19 protein-coding genes and 1 CRISPR repeat array are annotated in these 18877 nt (G+C 64.9%); of the genes, 13 read left to right on the forward strand and 6 right to left on the reverse strand.

What is annotated here, in order from left to right; genetic code table 11:
- Positions 1–61 precede the first annotated feature (61 nt).
- The 7 genes from casA to cas2e are packed head-to-tail and all read left to right on the forward strand — an operon-like array spanning position 62 to position 5714.
- Positions 62–1546, forward strand: coding sequence for a type I-E CRISPR-associated protein Cse1/CasA (casA, locus tag AC2FME_RS15045; protein WP_496800864.1), 1485 nt, complete (start codon positions 62–64; stop codon positions 1544–1546).
- Positions 1543–2073 carry a type I-E CRISPR-associated protein Cse2/CasB gene (gene casB / locus AC2FME_RS15050; RefSeq protein WP_496800865.1) on the forward strand — a complete coding sequence of 177 codons (531 nt, stop codon included), beginning with the start codon at positions 1543–1545 and terminating at the stop codon, positions 2071–2073. Before casA ends, casB begins: the two co-directional genes overlap by 4 nt.
- Positions 2070–3137 (forward strand): type I-E CRISPR-associated protein Cas7/Cse4/CasC, encoded by a 1068-nt coding sequence (cas7e, locus tag AC2FME_RS15055; protein ID WP_496800866.1) that lies wholly within the window; start codon positions 2070–2072, stop codon positions 3135–3137. Before casB ends, cas7e begins: the two co-directional genes overlap by 4 nt.
- On the forward strand, positions 3130–3813 hold the full coding sequence (cas5e, locus tag AC2FME_RS15060; protein WP_496800867.1) for a type I-E CRISPR-associated protein Cas5/CasD: 684 nt from the start codon (positions 3130–3132) through the stop codon (positions 3811–3813). Before cas7e ends, cas5e begins: the two co-directional genes overlap by 8 nt.
- Positions 3810–4508, forward strand: a complete 699-nt coding sequence (gene cas6e, locus AC2FME_RS15065; RefSeq protein WP_496800868.1) for a type I-E CRISPR-associated protein Cas6/Cse3/CasE — start codon at positions 3810–3812, stop codon at positions 4506–4508. The genes cas5e and cas6e overlap by 4 nt, the downstream gene beginning before the upstream one ends.
- Positions 4469–5443: a type I-E CRISPR-associated endonuclease Cas1e gene (gene cas1e / locus AC2FME_RS15070; protein WP_496800869.1), complete on the forward strand. Its 975-nt coding sequence runs from the start codon at positions 4469–4471 to the stop codon at positions 5441–5443. The genes cas6e and cas1e overlap by 40 nt, the downstream gene beginning before the upstream one ends.
- Entirely contained in the window at positions 5424–5714 is a 291-nt protein-coding gene (gene cas2e, locus AC2FME_RS15075) for a type I-E CRISPR-associated endoribonuclease Cas2e (protein ID WP_224856454.1), read from the forward strand. The genes cas1e and cas2e overlap by 20 nt, the downstream gene beginning before the upstream one ends.
- An 89-nt stretch (positions 5715–5803) precedes the next feature.
- Positions 5804–8333: direct repeats of the CRISPR family, unit length 29 nt; unit sequence GTGTTCCCCGCACCCGCGGGGATGAACCG.
- A gap of 436 nt (positions 8334–8769) precedes the next feature.
- Here cas2e and AC2FME_RS15080 read toward each other — a convergent pair.
- The 4 genes from AC2FME_RS15080 to AC2FME_RS15095 form a co-directional block, all read right to left on the reverse strand.
- Positions 8770–9360: a YjaZ family protein gene (locus AC2FME_RS15080; protein WP_496800870.1), complete on the reverse strand. Its 591-nt coding sequence runs from the start codon at positions 9358–9360 to the stop codon at positions 8770–8772.
- A 97-nt stretch (positions 9361–9457) separates the two neighbouring features.
- Positions 9458–10087, reverse strand: coding sequence for an SDR family oxidoreductase (locus AC2FME_RS15085; RefSeq protein ID WP_496800871.1), 630 nt, complete (start codon positions 10085–10087; stop codon positions 9458–9460).
- 57 nt (positions 10088–10144) lie between these two features.
- Positions 10145–10447, reverse strand: a complete 303-nt coding sequence (locus AC2FME_RS15090) for a DUF1330 domain-containing protein (RefSeq protein WP_496800872.1) — start codon at positions 10445–10447, stop codon at positions 10145–10147.
- Between the two features lie 18 nt (positions 10448–10465).
- Entirely contained in the window at positions 10466–11173 is a 708-nt protein-coding gene (locus AC2FME_RS15095) for an NAD(P)H-dependent oxidoreductase (RefSeq protein WP_149777309.1), read from the reverse strand.
- A gap of 113 nt (positions 11174–11286) precedes the next feature.
- Here AC2FME_RS15095 and AC2FME_RS15100 point away from each other — a divergent pair, with 113 nt between their 5' ends.
- The 5 genes from AC2FME_RS15100 (at position 11287) to AC2FME_RS15120 (ending at position 15594) form a co-directional block, all read left to right on the forward strand.
- Complete coding sequence (locus AC2FME_RS15100) at positions 11287–12207, forward strand: LysR family transcriptional regulator (protein WP_149777310.1); 921 nt, start codon at positions 11287–11289, stop codon at positions 12205–12207.
- 192 nt (positions 12208–12399) lie between these two features.
- Positions 12400–12588, forward strand: coding sequence for a hypothetical protein (locus AC2FME_RS15105; protein WP_496800873.1), 189 nt, complete (start codon positions 12400–12402; stop codon positions 12586–12588).
- A gap of 17 nt (positions 12589–12605) precedes the next feature.
- The gene (locus tag AC2FME_RS15110; RefSeq protein WP_496800874.1) at positions 12606–13553 is read left to right on the forward strand and encodes a hypothetical protein; all 948 of its coding nucleotides are present in this window, start codon (positions 12606–12608) and stop codon (positions 13551–13553) included.
- A gap of 23 nt (positions 13554–13576) precedes the next feature.
- A complete protein-coding gene (locus tag AC2FME_RS15115) occupies positions 13577–15184 on the forward strand; it encodes a 3'-5' exonuclease (RefSeq protein WP_496800875.1) in 1608 nt (535 codons plus the stop codon).
- Between the two features lie 278 nt (positions 15185–15462).
- On the forward strand, positions 15463–15594 hold the full coding sequence (locus AC2FME_RS15120; protein ID WP_496800876.1) for a hypothetical protein: 132 nt from the start codon (positions 15463–15465) through the stop codon (positions 15592–15594).
- Between the two features lie 470 nt (positions 15595–16064).
- Here AC2FME_RS15120 and AC2FME_RS15125 read toward each other — a convergent pair whose 3' ends face one another.
- Positions 16065–16604 (reverse strand): hypothetical protein, encoded by a 540-nt coding sequence (locus tag AC2FME_RS15125; protein ID WP_496800877.1) that lies wholly within the window; start codon positions 16602–16604, stop codon positions 16065–16067.
- 268 nt (positions 16605–16872) lie between these two features.
- Positions 16873–17424 (reverse strand): recombinase family protein, encoded by a 552-nt coding sequence (locus AC2FME_RS15130; RefSeq protein ID WP_257601508.1) that lies wholly within the window; start codon positions 17422–17424, stop codon positions 16873–16875.
- Between the two features lie 140 nt (positions 17425–17564).
- On the opposite strand from AC2FME_RS15130, the gene AC2FME_RS15135 reads away from it, so the two are divergent.
- Positions 17565–18877, forward strand: a 1313-nt coding sequence (locus AC2FME_RS15135) for a DUF4158 domain-containing protein (protein ID WP_496800878.1), incomplete at its 3' end; no start/stop codon positions are given.

An 18877-nucleotide genomic window follows, 5' to 3' on the forward strand; every position in this document is an offset into this window, starting at 1 on the left:
ATAATGATAGCGCATCCTCAGGTTGATTGAAGAGGAGTGTTCATTTAAAGGTTTGTAATTGTTGAATCTTATTACCGATGCTTGGATCCCGGTGCGCCGGACCGGCGGCCCTGACGTGATCCGTCCCGACCAGATCGCCCAGCCGGATGTTTTGTTCCCCGACTGGCCGCGCGCTGATTTGAATCTGGCCTGTCTCGAGCTGCTGATCGGGCTGGTCTATCTGGCCTGTCCGCCGCAGGACGCCGATGACTGGGCCGCCCGTCAGCCCGACAGCCAGGCCTTGCGCGAGGCGCTGGCGCCGCTGGCCCCGGCCTTCAACCTGCTGGGCGAAGGCCCGCGTTTCCTGCAGGATTTCGACCCGATCGACGGCAGCCTGAACCCGCCCGACATGCTGTTCATCGACAGCGCGGGCGAAAGCACCGCGAAAAAGAACGCCGACCTGATGGTCAAACGCGCCCGCTATCCCCGGCTGGACCCGGCGCTGGCGGCGATGGCGCTGTATACGTTGCAGGCCTTCGCGCCCTCGGGCGGGGCAGGCAACCGGACCTCCATGCGGGGCGGCGGGCCGATGGTGACGCTGGTCCGTCCCGAGGCGCCGAGGCTGTGGCCCCTGGTCTGGGCCAATGTGCCCGATGGGGTCGCCCTGGGCGCGGATGAACTGGACGAACTGCCCTGGATGCGGCCCACCGAGACGTCTGAAAAGAAGGGGCAGGTGACGGTTCCGCCCGACGGCGACCTGTTGCCGCCCGAAATGTTCTTTGGCCAGCCGCGCCGCCTGCGGCTGGTGGCCGAGGGCGGGCAGATCACCGGCGTGGTCCAGACGCCCTGGGGCACCAATTACGAAGGCTGGGTGCATCCGCTCAGCCCCTACTACCACGTCAAGAACGAGGTGCTGCCCAAACACCCCAAGCCCGGCGCGTTCGGCTATCGCAATTGGCGCGGCATCGTGCTGCTGAATGACGGGGCGGATCGGGCGCAATGCCTCGAGACTTTTCTGAAGCGCACCGACAGCGCGCCCTGCCGGCTGCTGGTGGGCGGCTGGGCCATGTCGAACATGAGCCCGCTGGATTTCATCTGGTCCGAAGCGCCGGTCTTTCCGCTGGACCCGCAGGGCGAGGATCTGGCCGGGCGGCTGGTCGAGGCGGCCGAGCAGGCGGGCTATGCGCTGGCCAGCGCGGTGCGGCAGGGCAGGGGCGAGGACGACCTGACCACCGGCGCCGGGGCGCGGTCGCGCGAGATGTTCTTTGCCGCCACCCAAGCCTCGTTCGAGGCGCGGCTGCGCGACGTGGTGAACGGGCAGAGCGACCGGGTGCCGAGCGACTGGCTGAAGGATCTGCGCAGCGCGGCGTTGCGGATCTTCGACGCCGAGGTGATGCCCGGGCTGGCCGATCTGTCCGAAACCCGGCGGCAGGCAGCGGTGGCGGCGCGCAAGAGCCTGCTGTCAACTTTCGGTGGCTACGGGGGCGTGGGCAAGAAGGTCTTTACCGCGCTGGAGCTTCCCCTGCCCAAAACCAAAGGCAAGGCCAAAGCGGAGGCACGCACATGAGCACGGACAAAAGCGGCGATTTCGGCACCATCTGCCTGGGCTGGTGGCGCGGGCTGACCGACCCGTCGATCGGCCGGTCGCGGGCCGATCTGGCGCGGCTGAAACGGGCGGGGGGCGCGGTGGACGCGCTGGCCATCCGGGCGGTGCATGACCTGAACCGGAAACTGGCCGCGGCGGGCCATGACATGCGGTCCGCGCCCGACCGGCTGGCGCTGATCGCGATGGTACTGGCGCAGGTCAAGGAACACACGGGGCCGCGGCTGGCGCAGCGGATGGGGCAGGGCGATCCGAAACCCTTCAGCGAGATCCGGTTCGACCGGCTGATCCGCACCCGCGACCCGGCCGAACTGGCCACCCAGCTGCGCCGGGCGCTGGCGGTGGTGGGGCAGGGGGCCAACGTGGCCCGTCTGGCGCAGGATCTGCGCTGGTGGACCGACGCCACCCGCGCCAGCTGGTGTTTCGACTATTACGGGGCGTCGCAGGCGGCGCCCGAAACAGAACAGATGTCCGAGGAGAGTGAGGCATGAGCCGTTTCGTCCAATTGCATTACCTGACCGTCTATCCGCCGTCGAACCCCAACCGCGACGATCAGGGCCGCCCGAAATCGGCCGTGTTCGGGGGCCAGCCGCGGCTGCGGATCTCGAGCCAGTCGATCAAGCGCGCGGCGCGGATCTCGGACGTGATGCAGCAGGCGCTGCAGGGCCACATGGGCGCGCGCACCCAGCGCATCGGCGAGGTGATCGAACAGGCGCTGAAGGAGGCCGGGGCCGAGGGCGACGCCGCCCGCGATGCCGCCAAGCAGATCGCCGACGTGTTCGGCAAGCTGGATGCCGAGGCCGAAAAGAAGGGCCATGTGCGCACCCGCCAGCTGGCCTTCGTGTCGCCGCAGGAACAGGCGCTGGCCACCGAACTGGCGCAGAAGGCCATCGCCGGCGAGCCTCTGCCCGCCAATGCCGAGCTGAAGAAGATGGTTCTGCGCACCGCCGACGGCGCCGCCGACATCGCCATGTTCGGGCGGATGCTGGCCGATGACCCGGATTTCAACCGCGAGGCCGCCGTGCAGGTCAGCCACGCCATCACCACCCACCGCGCGCTGGTCGAGGATGATTTCTATACCGCCGTCGATGACCTCAAGACCGCGGCCGAGGATGCCGGGGCGGGGTTCGTGGGCGATGCGGGGTTCGGATCGGGGGTCTATTACCTCTATGCCTGCATCGACCGCGATCTGCTGCTCGAGAACCTTGAAGGCGACCGCGATCTGGCCGCCCGCGCCGCCGAGGCGCTGGCCGAGGCGCTGGCGGTGTCCACGCCCTCGGGCAAGCGCAACAGTTTCGCCCATCAGACTCGCGCCGGGTTCATCCGCGCCGAACGCGGGGCGCAGCAGCCGCGCAGCCTGGCCGGGGCGTTCTTTCAGCCGGTCGAGGGCGCGCTGATGGCCGGATCGGTCGCGGCGCTGCAACAGATGGCCGAGCGGATGGATCAGGCCTATGGCCCCTGTGCCGAGGCCAACGCGCTGATGGATGTGGAACAGGGCATCGGCAGCCTGGCCGAGATCAAGGCTTTCGTGCGGGGTGCGGTGCTGGATGACTGAATATCTGGTCTTTGCGCTGACCGCGCCCATGGGCAGTTTCGGCGGGCTGGCCGGGCATGAACGGCGCGGGTCGGGCGGCTGGCCGGGGCGGTCGGCGATCCTGGGCCTGCTGGGCGCGGCGCAGGGCGTGCGGCGCGACGATGCGGCGGGGCAGGGGGCCTTGCGGCGGTGGCAGGTGGCGGTCTCGGTGCTGTCCGAGGGCGTGCCGGTGCAGGATTTCCACACCGTGCAGACCGTTCCCAGCGCCAACATCAAGCGCCCCGACACCCGCCGGCAGGCCCTGAAAGCGCTGAAACCAAAGGACAATCCCGTGATCACAAGGCGCGACTACCGCTGTGACTGCGCCTTTGGCGTGGCCCTGTGGGGCGGGGCGGATCTTGACGCCGCCCGCGCCGCGCTGGAACGGCCCGTGTTCACCCCCTATCTGGGCCGCAAATCCTGCCCGCTGGCCGCGCCCATGGCCCCGCGTATCGTGCGGGCGGCGGATGTGGTGGCGGCGCTGGATCAGGTCGTGCTGCCGCCCTGGCTGGCGGGACGGCGCCCGCTGGCCATCGCCTCGGACACGGCCATCGAGGGCGCGATGCAGGAAACCGTTTGGGATGAACCGCTGGATCGCGCGGGCTGGCATTTCGGGCCGCGCACCGTGCATGTCCACCGACCGGAGGCCAAGGCATGAGCCTGTATTTCTCGCGCCTGACTCTGAACCGCTATGCGCCCACCCGCGCCCTGTCGGGCCTGCTGGACCCGGCGGATGACAACGCCCGCGCCGACGCCCATCACCGCCTGATCTGGACCCTGTTTGGCGACGCGCGCGACCGGCCCCGCGATTTCCTGTGGCGGGCGGATGGGCGGGGGCGGTTCTTTACCCTCTCGGCCCGTCCGCCGCTGGCCAATGATCTGTTCTGCCCGCCGGAAACCAAGGAATTCGCACCGCAGCTCGCCCCCGGCGACCGGTTGTTGTTTTCCCTGCGCGCCAACGCCACCCGCGACCGGGCGGCGGTCAGCCGGATGGAGAAATCCGCCCGCCGGGGCCAGAGCCGCCGCGTCGACGTGGTGATGGACCTGCTGCGCGACGTGCCCGGCCCCGACCGCGCGGCCGAGCGGATGCGGCTGGCGCAACAGGCGGCCGAGGGCTGGATGGCGCGGCAGGGCGCGGCCAAGGGGTTCACTCCGCACAGCGTCGCGGTGCAGGATTACCGCGTGCTGAACCTGGGCCGCGGCGCGCGCCGCGGGCTGTCCCACGGCGTTCTGGACCTGACCGGCGAGATCGAAGTCACCGACCCCGCCGCCTTTCTGCCCGCGCTGGCCAGCGGCTTTGGCCGGGCCAAGGCGTGGGGCTGCGGGCTGATGCTGATCCGCCGGGCGCGATGAGCCTGCCGGGCCTGCCGCCGCCCAAACCCATCCCGCTGAGGGAACGGGCGGCGATGGTATTCGTCGAACGCGCCCAGATCGACGTGAAGGACGGCGCCTTTGTCGCCATCGACGCCGAGGGCATGCGCACCCATATCCCCGTGGGCGGCATCGCCTGCCTGATGCTGGAACCCGGCGCGCGGATCAGCCACGCGGCGGTGTCGCTGGCCGCACAGGCGGGCACGCTGGTGACTTGGGTGGGCGAGGGCGGCGTGCGGCTCTATTCCGCCGGGCAACCGGGCGGGGCGCGCGCCGACAAGCTGCTGTGGCAGGCGGCGCTGGCGCTGGACGAGGGCGCCCGCCTGCGGGTGGTGCGGGCCATGTTCGCCCGCCGCTTCGGCGAAGAGCCTCCGGCCCGCCGCTCGGTCGACCAACTGCGCGGGATCGAGGGGCAACGGGTGCGCCATGGCTATGAACTGTTGGCGCGCAAATTCGGGGTCAAGTGGAAAAGCCGCCGTTATGACCCTGGTCAATGGGATAGTGCCGACATCCCCAACCGCTGCCTGTCGGCGGCCACCGCCTGCTTGCACGGCTTGTCCGAGGCGGCGGTGCTGGCCGCCGGATACGCGCCCGCGATCGGATTTCTGCACAGGGGCAAGCCGCGCAGTTTCGTCTATGACATCGCCGATCTGTGGAAGCTGGACACCGTGGTGCCCGAGGCGTTTCGCATCGCCGCCCAGGCGCAGAAGGGCAAGCTGGACATGCCGCCCGAACGCGCGGTGCGTCTGGCCTGCCGCGACGCCTTCCGCAAGAGTGGTCTGTTGAGCAAAATCATTCCCGGCATCGAAGAGGTCCTGTCGGCGGGCGACCTGCCCAAACCCGCGCCCGCGCCCGAGGGCGTCGGCCCGGCCTTCAGCGACGGCGAGGGAGGCGGCGATGATGGTCATCGCGGTTGAGAACGCCCCGCCGCGCCTGCGGGGGCGGCTGGCGGTGTGGCTGCTGGAAATCCGCGCCGGGGTCTATGTGGGCCGCTACTCGGCCCGGGTGCGCGAACGCATCTGGGCGCAGGTCGAGGCGGGTATCGCCGAGGGCGACGCGGTGATGTGCTGGGCGGCGCCGACGGATCAGGGCTTTGCCTTCCGCACGGTGGGCCGCAACCGCCGGATGCCGGTGGATTTCGACGGCCTGACCCTGGTGCAATTCGCCCCGCGCGACGGCGCCGGCTGAGGTTCTTTCGAGGGCAAAAAACAGCGAAAATCTTCGGTGGAGATTTGACGGGTGGCAAAACCGTTGTTTTTCAGTATGGTCCAGTCAGAGTGTTCCCCGCACCCGCGGGGATGAACCGGCTTTGGCCCGTTCGGGCAGGGTGCCATCTGGGTGTTCCCCGCACCCGCGGGGATGAACCAGGAGAAGGCCAGCCTCCGTGGCCCTATCCAGTGTGTTCCCCGCACCCGCGGGGATGAACCGCCCGGTGCTAGTGACCACCCCGCCAGTTACGAGTGTTCCCCGCACCCGCGGGGATGAACCGGTCAATGCCCTTATCGGTCAGGCATTGTTGGAGTGTTCCCCGCACCCGCGGGGATGAACCGCCGTCGCGCCTGACCCGGAGCCGGAAATGGACGTGTTCCCCGCACCCGCGGGGATGAACCGAAATTGCCCGCGATGCGTCGGACGCGATCTATGTGTTCCCCGCACCCGCGGGGATGAACCTACTGCTCGGCGATATTCGCCAGCGGTTCGGACGTGTTCCCCGCACCCGCGGGGATGAACCGGGACCGCGCGACATTGACGCGGCGGCGGCGGAGTGTTCCCCGCACCCGCGGGGATGAACCGGCCCGTGCCGATCCTTGAGACAGGACTCCGGCGTGTTCCCCGCACCCGCGGGGATGAACCGTGCGCCCCGGTTATGGCATGGCGAATATCACCGTGTTCCCCGCACCCGCGGGGATGAACCGCGACACAAGCGCCGAAATTCGAGCCGAAGGCGGTGTTCCCCGCACCCGCGGGGATGAACCGATCGCTCGGGCGGGCAGCAACCCCGCGCACATGTGTTCCCCGCACCCGCGGGGATGAACCGCGAAATCAACTGATGAAGAATACGAGTTTGAAGTGTTCCCCGCACCCGCGGGGATGAACCGCGCAGGGAATTGTTGCTGGTGGCCGATGCGGGGTGTTCCCCGCACCCGCGGGGATGAACCGCGCGTCGTGATCCAGCTTCCCTTGCGGCCCGGGTGTTCCCCGCACCCGCGGGGATGAACCGCAATCGACGCAGGCACGAGCGCGGCGCAGGTGGTGTTCCCCGCACCCGCGGGGATGAACCGTTTTCTTCCCGTCCGTCTTTCAGGACGACGCAGTGTTCCCCGCACCCGCGGGGATGAACCGCACCTGTTAAGACAGTATAAAAGATTCCCACCGTGTTCCCCGCACCCGCGGGGATGAACCGCCGATCAAATGGGGCGCGTAGAGCATTGGCCGGTGTTCCCCGCACCCGCGGGGATGAACCGCGGTGTTTGGCGGGCGTCTGTTCAACACCGGTGTGTTCCCCGCACCCGCGGGGATGAACCGATGCAAGATCCACGGCGTCAAACCGCCTTCAGGTGTTCCCCGCACCCGCGGGGATGAACCGTCATTTTGCAGCCGCCATTGCGTGAATATCGGGTGTTCCCCGCACCCGCGGGGATGAACCGGTGTTTTAACGCTTGCCATCGGTCGCGCGCTCGTGTTCCCCGCACCCGCGGGGATGAACCGCAGGCCGGGGGCTTCTCTGGAGCCGGGGGCTTGTGTTCCCCGCACCCGCGGGGATGAACCGCGCCCGCTCAATGGCCGCAGCCTGGAAAGGCTGTGTTCCCCGCACCCGCGGGGATGAACCGACGAATTCGACCTCTGGGAATGGCAACAACGTGTGTTCCCCGCACCCGCGGGGATGAACCGACGAAACCGAACAAAAAGCGGCTGAGTAAGGCGTGTTCCCCGCACCCGCGGGGATGAACCGTGGTAGCTTTTTTTCGCGCCCCCTACTGCTGCGTGTTCCCCGCACCCGCGGGGATGAACCGCGGTGTTTGGCGGGCGTCTGTTCAACACCGGTGTGTTCCCCGCACCCGCGGGGATGAACCGCCCCACGCATCCGCGAACGGTGCGGTGGTATCGTGTTCCCCGCACCCGCGGGGATGACCCGCATCTTGTCCACGCTTGGCGGTGATTTTCTTTGTGTTCCCCGCACCCGCGGGGATGACCCGCTGAACCGGGATCACTGGCGCACATCTGCAGAGTGTTCCCCGCACCCGCGGGGATGACCCGACGGGACCATGAGGCGACAAGGGACCGTTGCAGTGTTCCCCGCACCCGCGGGGATGACCCGGGGCCGCGCGACATTGACGCGGCGGCGGCGGAGTGTTCCCCGCACCCGCGGGGATGACCCGTGGTCAAACGGTCCGAGGTTCTGGAAGTCATGGTGTTCCCCGCACCCGCGGGGATGACCCGAACTGGCGCGGGGGGGTGTGCCTTGCAACCGCGTGTTCCCCGCACCCGCGGGGATGACCCGCCTGCGAATGTAGCGGGCCACTCGCCACGCGCGTGTTCCCCGCACCCGCGGGGATGACCCGTCTCGGGTTGACCAGTCGTCGCAAGGGTCATCGTGTTCCCCGCACCCGCGGGGATGACCCGCCGGTGATCTGCTGATGATGACCTGCCAGCACGTGTTCCCCGCACCCGCGGGGATGACCCGGAGATGAGCGCGGCTCGGGTGTCTATCGCAATGTGTTCCCCGCACCCGCGGGGATGACCCGCTGATATGCCTGTCCGTATGGCTTGGGTGCTCGTGTTCCCCGCACCCGCGGGGATGGGCTGGACCTGTGCCGGATTTCTTTCGGCCCCGGTGCTCAGTTAAGCGGCCCTTCGTTCGAAGGCCAAGGGGCTTTCCAGCCTTATACAGAGCGGCATCTTCGTGGATCCGAGCCAGCCGTTCGAGTTTGCTCTGGGGTATTTTGAAGAAACCGCATTCACCGGCCAGTCACAACACAAGGGGGCCAGATTGAACCGTTTTCTGACGGTTCTTCGCACCCTATTGGCTGTTTTCTTTAACAAAACCTTCTAGTTTGGGGCGTTGCTTGATTGCACGAAATCACTTGCGACTCGGATCCTGAATAGCTATGTTCATCTCAGCAACAGACAGCGAGGCTTCCGAAAGGTCGCTGTTGCATGTGCGCCTCTCAGGGGGCCGGAACACCACGGTAAGGCACACTCGCATGACTACATGAGGCTCCTTCGGGGGCCTCTCATGTTTTCAGGGTATTCGCTTTTTGGTGTAGAAACAGGTCTTTACCTTCTGGATCATTCTGAACCGCCGTTTGATGTGATCAAAATTGATGTCTTTTTCATAGGCGCTCTTGACCACCATTTCGACGTCCAGGCCGTCTACTTTGCTGGGAAACAAATAATAAACTACCACGTGATGCCTGCCGCTGACCAAGGCCCCATCGATCACGGCTAGATTGCTGACGCGGTTTTTATCCTTTGATTCCCATGTATATGCGTTGGATTCGAGTAGGTTTGTACAGATTGCAGGCAAGCCTTGCGACAGATTGAACCTGTCGATGCAGAAGGTTCTCTTGTTCTTGCCTTCATCCAAGAAATCGAAATCCTCGGCATCATGTTCACAGGATTGCGAGAAAACATGGCTTTGATACGAGATGCGGACGCGCAATGTCCGGCCGTCCGGCCCATGGTTCGGTAGGTCCACGACATGCGGCACCAGGTGCGGAAACTCAATTATTTGCTCACCCACTTGAATCGGCGGGAAATTCTTGACGACTGAGTCCAATTTTTGGAATGCCTCTGCTCTGGAAATCTGGGTTGTTTTCCCCAGTGCCGGCACAAATACACCGTGAATGCCCGGTTTGAAACCTCACTTTTTTCTGTGTCAGTGACCCCAGCCGCCCGATGCCGTCGGGGCAGCGGGTTGGATTGCCGTTCTATGCCCCGTCGCCCGTCAACGCCGCGATGGCGTCCATGACCTGTGCCGCGTGCTCGGGGTCGGCCGCCGCAGGGTGCGGCGGGGCGAAACGCCCGGCGTCATTGTCGAAATAGCGCCCCGAGGCCTCGGCGAAGTCCTCCGACAGCGCCGCGCGGCGCAGGATGTCGGCGCCGATGGTCAGGTCGTTGCCGGCCACGCCAAAGCCCTCGCGCACCATTTTTGACGCCAGCAGAGAGCCGGGATTGACCGCGACGAAGATCGGACCTTGCGAATGCGCCCGCGCCATCTGCTGCGACCAGATGGTGAGGGCCAGCTTGCTTTGGGCATAGGCCGCCATGTCCGAAAGCCGCCCGTTGCCGCGCATCGCTTCCACGTCCACCGGGTTGATCAGCACGTCCAGCCGGTCGTGCCGGGCGCGGACGGCCTCGGCCAGCGCGGCGGCCTCGTCGAGGCGGGACAGATCGGCGCGGAAGGTCTCCGGCGCGCCGCCCACCATCTGCGCGGCGGCGGCGAGCTTGTCGGCGCTGCGTCCGTGCAGCAGCACGCGGTGGCCCTCGGCGGCCAGGGTCTTCGCGGTCAGCAGGCCGATGCCGTCGGTGGCGCCGGTGATGAGGATGGTCTTGGGCATGGGGATCTCCGTGGGGGTGTGACCAGGCGTGGAACGCGGCCAGATCCGGCGCGGCGTTCAGGCGAGGTCGTCCTGCCCCGCGATCAGATAGTGATGGCTGACCGACCCCTTGGTGCGGGCGGCCAGGTGCGGTGCATAGGCCGGGTCCGCCATGAAGGCGCGGGCCGCGTCCTCCGAGGGCCACTCGATGATGATCCGCAGCCGGTCGGGCTGATCTTCGCCCTCCAGCTGCGCGTGGGTCGCGGTGCGGGCCAGATACCTGCCGCCATGGGCCGCCACGCGTTCGTTGGCGGTGGGCAGATAGCCGGGGATCCAGCCCTCGGCGGTGGGGGTGACGTCCAGAACGGAATACCAGGCCATCATGTATCTCCTTCGGGGTCAGAACCAAGAGACGGTGTCTTGCATCGTGCGGCGGGTCTTGAGGAACTCGGGATCCTTCGCGCGATGACCAAAGGCGAACATCACCGCCGGTTTCCATTTCGCGGTATCGATGCCGAAATCCTCGGCCAGAACCTGCGTCGTCCGCGCCATGTCGAAGCCCTCGATCGGGCAGCTGTCGATACCCATCAAGGCACCGGCGGTCATCATGTTGGCCAGCACGATATAGGCCTGCTTGCCCGACCAGTCGGTGATCTCGCGGCCCGAGGTGATCTTGTGATCCTCGGCCTGGAACTTGCCGTAGGCGCCGTTGAAGATCTCGATCACCTCGTCGGGCAGCTGCTTCACCCGGGCGTAGTGGTCTTGCAGATAGTCCGAACCGGCGCGCATCAACTCATCCGTCGCCGCCAGGATGATGCCGAAATGGCTGGCGGTGCCCAACTGGCCGGACGACCCGTTCATCATCCCGTTCGCGCCCCAGGAAAATTCGCGGAACAGCTCGCGCTTCTCGGGCGACTGGATCATCAGGATGCGAAAGGGCTCGTGCCCGAAGGAGGTGGGCGAGAGCCGCGCGGCCTCGAGGATCACGTTGAAATCTTCGTCGCTGATCTTGCGGTCGGGGTCGAAGATCTTGGTCGCGTGGCGGAAGTTGAAGGCGTCGAGGATCTGCTGGCGGATGCCGGGATTGATCTGGGTGATCGCGTTCATGGAAGTGCTCCGTGGGTGATGGTTTTGCGTTGAAAGGGCAAATATCACTTGCCAATGCGGAATAAACCGAGGCAGATCCGAGTACAGTTTTCTCAATTTGGATATAATCGCCCATGGATACAGACAGCCTGCGCCTGTTCGTCATGGCGGCCGAACGGCTCAACATCAGCGCGGCGGGGCGCGAGCTGGGCCTGGCCCCGGCGGTGTCCAGCGCCCGGCTGGCCAAGCTGGAAACCGAACTGGGGGTGGAACTGCTGCACCGCACCACCCGCAAGGTCTCGCTGTCGCTGGAAGGCGCCGAGTTCCTGCCCTATGCGCGCGAGATCCTCGCCCAGGCCGATGCGGCGCGCGCCGCGCTCGGCGGCACGGAGACCGGCCCCACCGGCACCTTGCGCTTTGCCGCGCCCAGCAGTTTCGCGCAGTTGCACATCATGCCGATCCTTCCGGAATTCCACGACCGCTACCCCGACCTGACGCTGGATCTGCGCCTGTCGGACAAGCCGTTCGACGCCATCGAGGGCAGTTTCGATCTGGCCCTGCGCAGCGCGCCGCTGACCGACAGCAGCCTGAAGGGGCGCAAGCTGGCCGATGATATCCGCGTGCTCTGCGCCGCGCCGGACTATCTGCATCGGCACGGAACCCCCGCGACGCCGGAGGACCTGCCGGGCCACAGGTTCATTTCCTGGGCAAACCTGGAGCCGCGCGCGCTGATCGGCCCCGACGGAGACACGGCCGTGCTGGACCCGGCGTGGATGACCTGCCGGACCATCGTCGATGACGGCACCGCACAGCGCGCGGCGACGCTGGCCGGGGCGGGGCTGTCGATCAATTCGCTGTGGAGCGTGGCGCATGAGCTGCGCGCGGGCCGGCTGGTGCGGGTGCTGCCCGACTGGCGGCTGAACGACGGATCGGTGTTGTGGCTGATCTATCCGCGCTCGAACGTGCTGACGCCGAAAACGCGCGTGTTCATGGATTTTCTGATCGAAAGGATCGGCAGCTCGGTGGGCGCTGGCTGGGGCAATCAAAACGCATAGGCCAGCCCCATCCTTGCCCCCGAACGATCTGTGATCTGCGCAACAGGCCCTTCCGCCCCGGAGCAAGGTGCAGATTGGGTTGCTGGCGAAAATGGGAAACGCGTGATTAGGCAAATCACGTTTAAAGATATTTGACACTTCGACGAATCGCCTGTAGTGTGACCTCGAGATCACCACTTACACGAATTTGCCATGACCAAGACTCACCGGGAATACATCGCGCTGTGCGCGGCCGAGGGCGTGACGCTGCTGCGAATTGAGACGCACCGCAAACACTGCCGCCTGTGTTTCGAGGCCGGGTTCGTGACTGCCGCGGCGTCGCCATCGGACCGGCGCAACCTGAAGAACCTGCGCAGCGCGATCCGGCGCCTGCACCGCTGAACGAAGAGGAACGAAAGATGGACAACCTGATGACCGCCGAAGAACGCCGCGACGCCTGGATGGAAAACCAGTTTCAGCATGGCGATGATCCGCATTACTGGGATTATGCCCAGTGGATCGCCGGATTGTTGCATCGGGCGTTGGACCTGGTCGAAGATCTTGTGGGCGAACAGCACGCCGCCGGGCCCTTGATGCAGCTTCTGGCCCCCGTGGCCGCCATCGAGGGCACGCGCAAGGACACCTGGCGCGACGTGATGGAAGATGTGTTCTCGGCCGGGACGGTCTGGCCGATCGGCGAAGATTTCAACCACGCGCTTTTGTACGGCCTCTACGGCGTGACCCCGGCCCGGATCGCGGTGCAGGACCGGGCCGGGTGGATCGCCGATCTGGTCAGCCGGGTGACGGAATTTGCCGCACACCCCGAGGTTCAGGCCCTCGGGGTCAAGCGGAACCCGATCGAGATGATCGCCAATCTTGCCGCCTCGCGCCACGCGATGGACCGGGGGCAGGGCGAGGTGGACATCCATTCGATGTCCGTCCTGGGGGCCGTGTCCGAAGGGCGGCTGCGGAACCTGCTGGCCGGCGAGGGGGCGCAGCTTGAACGGGGGCCGAATGGCGGGGTCGTGGCCCTGTCGGCCCTGACCTGGCTGCAGAAGCGCAAGGGGTTCCTGGCGTCGATCTGGAACGAGGCCGAGCCCGAACCCGAAGCCCGGCCCGAGCCCGTGGATCCGGGCAGCATGATCTTTGTTCCGGTGGCCCGCGACGGGTCGATGTTCACCCCGGACCTGCAGCGCGCCGGCCAGTACCAGATCGGGGCGAGGGGCGACGAGCAGCATTTCGACACCTACGAGCAGGCGCTCGAGGCGCTCAACGCCATGCCCGTGCCGCGCTGGCGCCGCCCCAATGCGCAGGGCAATTGGGGCATCGTGACCGGGGTGGCCTGGCAGCGGGTGAAACGGGTGTGAGCAAGGGATCGGAGAGGATGGAAATGACCACGCGATTTGACCCCGAGCAGCTTCTTGCCGCGCTTCTTTCGGCCGCGCCCGCCCGCACCGCGGCAGCCCCGCGAGACCGCCGCGGCCTGTACGGTCTGATCGACCACCATGGCGACCTGCGCTATGTCGGATCGACCAGTTCGACCCGCCAGACGCTGTACGAACGCATCCATCAGCGTCACCGGACCGGGTCCGAAGACAGCAGCCACTATTTCTCGCGGATGTACAACACGGGCCGCATGTATCGCGACCGCCGCGATGCCGGGGCCGGGGCGGACGCGGATGTCGCCAAGCGCCTGCGCAACGCCTTCATCGCGGAACATTGTCGTGCGGTCTGGGTGCCGCTGCCCGACACCGCCCCGATCGAGGCGCTGGAGGCCGAGATCCTGCGCCTGGCCCCGCCCGAGGCCGTGGCCTGGAACCGCCGGGCGATGGAACCGTATCCCGAGCCGTCGGACCTGGTGGATGCGCTGATCGGGCGGATGGGGTTTTCGGCGGCCGAAATCGCCGCGCTCGAGCGGCAGCAGGCGCGCCATGCCCGGGCCACGGCCGGCGGCGCGCAGTCATCGGGCGCCGACCTGCCGTCGGGTCCGTTCGATTTCGTCGCGTTGGATGTCGAGACGGCCAACAATGATCGTGCCAGCATCTGCCAGATCGGCCTGGCCTTCGTGAAGAACGGCCGGATCAGCGGCACCTGGAGCAGCTATGTCGATCCGCGGACCACGGACTGGAGCTGCAGTTTCGTGCATGGCATTACCGCCCGGACCGTGCGCGGTGCGCCTGCCTTCCCGCAGGTTCTGGCGCGGCTGCTGCCGGTTCTGGACGGTCAGATTGTGTTCCAGCACAGCGGCTTCGACCGAAGCGCCATCAATGCCGCCTGTGCCGCCCACGGGGTGGCGACGCCGGCCTGGAACTGGCAGGACAGCGTGGCGGTGGCCCGCCGGGCCTGGCCCGAGCTGCGGGGCAACGGCGGGCATGGGCTGGCCTCGCTGAAAACCCATCTGGGGCTGGAGTTCCGCCACCATGACGGCGAAGAGGACGCCCGTGCCGCCGCCGAAGTCGTGCTGCGGGCGATGGCGCAGACCGGCCTTGACCTGCGCGCCCTGACAGGCGCGGGGCCTGCACCGGTCCGGCCAGCCGCGCGGTCGGCGACTGCGGCAGTCAGACCGGCGTCGCAGGCCAGCAAAGTTACGCACACGCCGCTGTCAAAGGACGAGATCAAGCGCCTTGTGGTGGCACGGCTGGATGCCATCGCCAGCGTCCATCCTGCGGGGCATCAATCGACCTATGCCAATCGCTATGTCTATCGCACCGCAGGTGGCACGCCGATCGAGATCATGTTCGAAAAGGGCCCCAGAAGCCCCGCGAATCTGTGGATCGCGCAACGGTTCGTCAACGAAAGAGCCTGCGGGCATCTGGACCACCGCCTGTCTCCGGCCTCGACCTTGTATTCGCGCAAAAACAAAAAGGGATTGCTGCTGTATGGTCGCCACTCGGGGCTGCGGACCATGCCGCAGCTGGAACGGGCTGACCTTGTGTGCTTCAGGTTGCGCTCGGTGCAGGATCTCGAGGCGTTGATCGCGATGCTGGACGCGGGGTAGGCGGGGCGGCCTGGCCCCGCAACCGGGCCGCCGACAAACGGATCCGCCCGCAGCAAGACGACGATGGTCAGATCGGCCGCGGCCAGGTCCGAAATGTCGCTGCGCTTGACCTGAACGGTTGTGATCGGCTTGGCCCGGAGTGGTTTCCGGCTCGGATGATGCTGGCCCAGTATACGCCGGATGTCCCGGAGAATTTTCGCAAGTCAGGGCCTGAGTCTCGTGCGTCGCGGGTCCTGCCGTTTTGGGTTTCAAGAAACGGGACCTGCTTGGAGAGCATCGTGACAGGCATCTTGGTGTTCCAGTTGCAGCAAGTTCAGGGATGGGTGGGCACGGAGTTTTTAAAGGTGGCGCTTAAAATAAACATAAAACGAGTTATCCGCTTCATGGAGCATCGGAAGATCGCTGCTTGAGTTTCCGAAACAGCTGACCTCTACCCCGTGGCGTTTTCAGTTCGCGCAAGAAATGCCCTTTGCCTGCGTCGCTGAGAATGCGGCCAAAGAGGTCAAAGCTAGCGCCTCCGAGCCAGTATGCGCGGTTATTTAGGCAGTTCTGCCAGCCAAGCGTAAATCCGCAGGACACGCCGATTTGGGCGATGGGTTTATGGGATCGGTGTCTTTCGTTCCGGTCATCCAAGGTCCGCGCGATTGCCGGATTCAGGCGCAGCGCGGCGCGGGCCCGGTCCAGCATGCGAATCGGCGTGCAAAATTGACCCACTTTGGTGGGTTATGAGGGAATAAAATTGACCCACCTGTTTTCGTTAACATCCGCACTAAACGTGCGGAGGAAAGTGCAGGTGTTACTGATGGAAAGCGTGTCGAAGATCCGACGATGGGTATTGGTTGAGGGACGCAGCATCCAGTCTGTTGCGCGGGTGACGGGATTATCGCGGATCGAAGCCATTGACCGCCATTGGTCCGAGGACAATGGCTGAGGGATCAAGAAGTATCTGAAGGATGAGAGCCCGCCGAGCTACCAGCGCCAGGCCGCGCCGGTTCGGCACAAACTGTGCAACGGGCTTGATCTTCGGCTTCAGGACCTGTTCGATCAGGACCAGAAGCGACCACGCCGTGAGCGGCTGAAAGCCCAGAAGCTCTATGAGCAGTTCGTGGTGGAAGGCTACACTGGTTCCTATTCGCCAGTTCAGTGATTTGTCCGCGATCTGAAGCGGGCCGGTGCCGGTTCGGGCGAGGCCTTTATCCCGCTGCATTTTGCGGCAGGCGATGCGCTGCAATTTGACTGGAGCGAAGAACGGGTTGTCCTGGGCGGTATCGAGCAGGAGGTGAAGGTTGCCCATTTCCGCCTGTGCCACAGCCGAAAGCCCTTTGTCGTGGCCTATCCCGGCGAAGCCCAGGAGATGGTGCTGGATGCCTTTGCGAAGGCGCTGTCTTTCTATGGCGGGGTTCCACGCCGGGGTGAACATCGGTCCACCGAAGGTGGCAAACCGTCCGGTGGACGGTTTGAGATGTGAACGGGCAGAGCCCCGGGATAATCGACAACCCCAAGACCATGGTGACCTACGTCTCGCGCTCGAAGGACCGGATATTCCATCCCCGGTTCCTGGCCTTGATGAACCATTACGTGATGGAGCCGGTGGCCATTGGGCTTAAACCAATGGCGCCCTTCTGGGGTCGACTCCGGCTGGGTGCAGAATAGGGCGTTAAGCCCGGATCGGGGTACTGGCGTCGCGCTCAGGTCTCTTTTTCGCTGAGGTATCGGTAGATGGTAGCCTTAGAGAGGCTGTAGTGGGCCATCAGAGCTTTGATCAGCGTTCCGGCTGCGCGCTTTTCGCGAAGCTCAGCGATTTGTTCTGCTGTAAGGGCGGGCCGTTTGCCAAACTGAACGCCGCGATCTTTAGCCTTTTTGATCCCGTCCATCTGGCGTTCGGCACGGATTTCGGTTTCGAACTGGCCGATGGCCCCAAGCATGTTGAACAGCAGCCTCCCTGTTGCGTCGGATGTGTCGATGTTCTGATCGAGGACGACCAGATCGATGCCTTTTTCGCGCAGGGTCTCGGCGATCTGACACAGGTGTAGCGTTGAGCGCGCCAATCGGTCGATGCGCGTGACGACAAGCTGATCCCCGTCACGGACATAATTCAGGCATTCTTTCAACTGAGGTCGGGCATCGGTCGTTCCGCTTCGTTTTTCTTCGAAGAGCTTGTCACAATCGGCAAGCTTCTCGCGCTGAACATCCAGGGATTGTCCGACGGAGCTGACGCGGGCGTATCCAACTTTGGCCATGAGATTTTGAACCTGGGGGTCTCGAATAAATTAAGAGGTCTTGCGACAATCATATTGAGACATTGAAAAAGACATGGCAAGCGAATGGTCTCGATTTCTACACTTTCAAAGACCCCATCCCATAAAGAAAGAACAATCCGATGGCACACCGAGTAGTCCTGACAGCGCGACAACGCGCGGCGCTTTTTGATCTTCCCACCGATGAAGCTTCGCTGTTGAGGCACTACACCTTGGATGATGAAGACATCGAGCATATCGGCACCCGGCGGCGGCCTGAAAATCAGCTCGGCTTTGCGCTTCAGCTTTGTGCCTTTCGGTATCCAGGTCGCCTGCTGAAAGCAGGAGAAGTCATTCCTGAACCCGTTTGCCGCTTTGTGGCCGCGCAGCTCGGATTAAAACCAGATAATCTCCTGCCATATGCCACGCGAGAAAAGACCCGCCGGGAACATCTGGATGCTCTGCGCAAGATGTACGGGTACAAGATGTTCTCCGGCAAGCGCGCCAAAAAGATGCGGAACTGGCTGGACCGAAATGCCCAAGCCGCGCAATCCAGTCAGGCTCTGGTGCGTGGGTTCGCAGAAGAATGCCGCAGACAGCAGATCATTCTGCCGGGAACTTCGGTCATCGAACGTCATTGTGCTGATGCATTGGTCGCCGCTGAACATAGAATTGAGGCGCGCATAGCCGCTCGCCTCGATGCAAATGCGCGCGCCAAGCTCGAAAAATTGCTGGCCGAAGAGGTGGGTGGTCGGGTCAGTCGGTTTGTCTGGTTACGGCGGTTTGAGGTTGGAAAAAACTCTGCCGACATCAACCGCCAGCTCAACCGATTGGAATTTCTGCAACGGCTCGCGTTGCCACCAGCAATCCTCGACGACATCCCGGCGCACCGGGTCGCGCAATTGCGCCGCCAAGGCGAAAGGTATTTCACGGATGGGCTTCGAGACATCACCAGTGATCGTCGTTTGGCCATCCTTGCCACCTGCATCGTGGAATGGTCGGCTGCCATTGCAGACACTGTGGTCGAGACCCATGACCGGATCGTGGGGTCGATCTGGCGAGAGGCAAAGAGGATTTGCGATGCCCGTGTTACAGAGGCGCAATCGGAGATCGCAGCGACTTTAGCGGGGTTCGAGACGTTGGGCACGACCTTGCTGCTGGCAAAAGGTGATGACACGGCTGTCGCCGGTGCTGTGGATGCGTCCTGTGGTTGGGGCATGCTGGAAAACCTCGTCGCAACGGCAGGAGCGCTCGGCAAGACCGTCAAAGCGGATGCCTTGGCTTACGTCGAGAAGGGGTATCACCGCTTCAAGCTCTATGCCCCGCGAATGCTGGCGGCCTTGGACATTGCCTGCGCCAGCGTGACGGAACCCTTGCTCGCAGCGGCTGATGTGATCCGCGACAAGCAGGATATCCCAAGCCGGTCTGCGCCGTTTCTGAAACCGCAGTCGAAATG

The sequence above is a fragment of the Ruegeria sp. BHSC026 genome (assembly GCF_059613065.1).

Coding starts and splice junctions, on each gene's coding strand:
- cas7e (WP_496800866.1), top strand. CDS start 2,070: ATGAGCCGTTTCGTCCAATTGCATTACCTGACCGTCTATCCGCCGTCG.
- AC2FME_RS15105 (WP_496800873.1), top strand. CDS start 12,400: ATGACCAAGACTCACCGGGAATACATCGCGCTGTGCGCGGCCGAGGGC.
- AC2FME_RS15085 (WP_496800871.1), bottom strand. CDS start 10,087: ATGCCCAAGACCATCCTCATCACCGGCGCCACCGACGGCATCGGCCTG.
- AC2FME_RS15100 (WP_149777310.1), top strand. CDS start 11,287: ATGGATACAGACAGCCTGCGCCTGTTCGTCATGGCGGCCGAACGGCTC.
- AC2FME_RS15090 (WP_496800872.1), bottom strand. CDS start 10,447: ATGGCCTGGTATTCCGTTCTGGACGTCACCCCCACCGCCGAGGGCTGG.
- cas2e (WP_224856454.1), top strand. CDS start 5,424: ATGATGGTCATCGCGGTTGAGAACGCCCCGCCGCGCCTGCGGGGGCGG.
- casB (WP_496800865.1), top strand. CDS start 1,543: ATGAGCACGGACAAAAGCGGCGATTTCGGCACCATCTGCCTGGGCTGG.
- cas5e (WP_496800867.1), top strand. CDS start 3,130: ATGACTGAATATCTGGTCTTTGCGCTGACCGCGCCCATGGGCAGTTTC.
- AC2FME_RS15095 (WP_149777309.1), bottom strand. CDS start 11,173: ATGAACGCGATCACCCAGATCAATCCCGGCATCCGCCAGCAGATCCTC.
- cas6e (WP_496800868.1), top strand. CDS start 3,810: ATGAGCCTGTATTTCTCGCGCCTGACTCTGAACCGCTATGCGCCCACC.
- AC2FME_RS15125 (WP_496800877.1), bottom strand. CDS start 16,604: ATGTTCACCCCGGCGTGGAACCCCGCCATAGAAAGACAGCGCCTTCGC.
- AC2FME_RS15110 (WP_496800874.1), top strand. CDS start 12,606: ATGGACAACCTGATGACCGCCGAAGAACGCCGCGACGCCTGGATGGAA.
- AC2FME_RS15130 (WP_257601508.1), bottom strand. CDS start 17,424: ATGGCCAAAGTTGGATACGCCCGCGTCAGCTCCGTCGGACAATCCCTG.
- AC2FME_RS15115 (WP_496800875.1), top strand. CDS start 13,577: ATGACCACGCGATTTGACCCCGAGCAGCTTCTTGCCGCGCTTCTTTCG.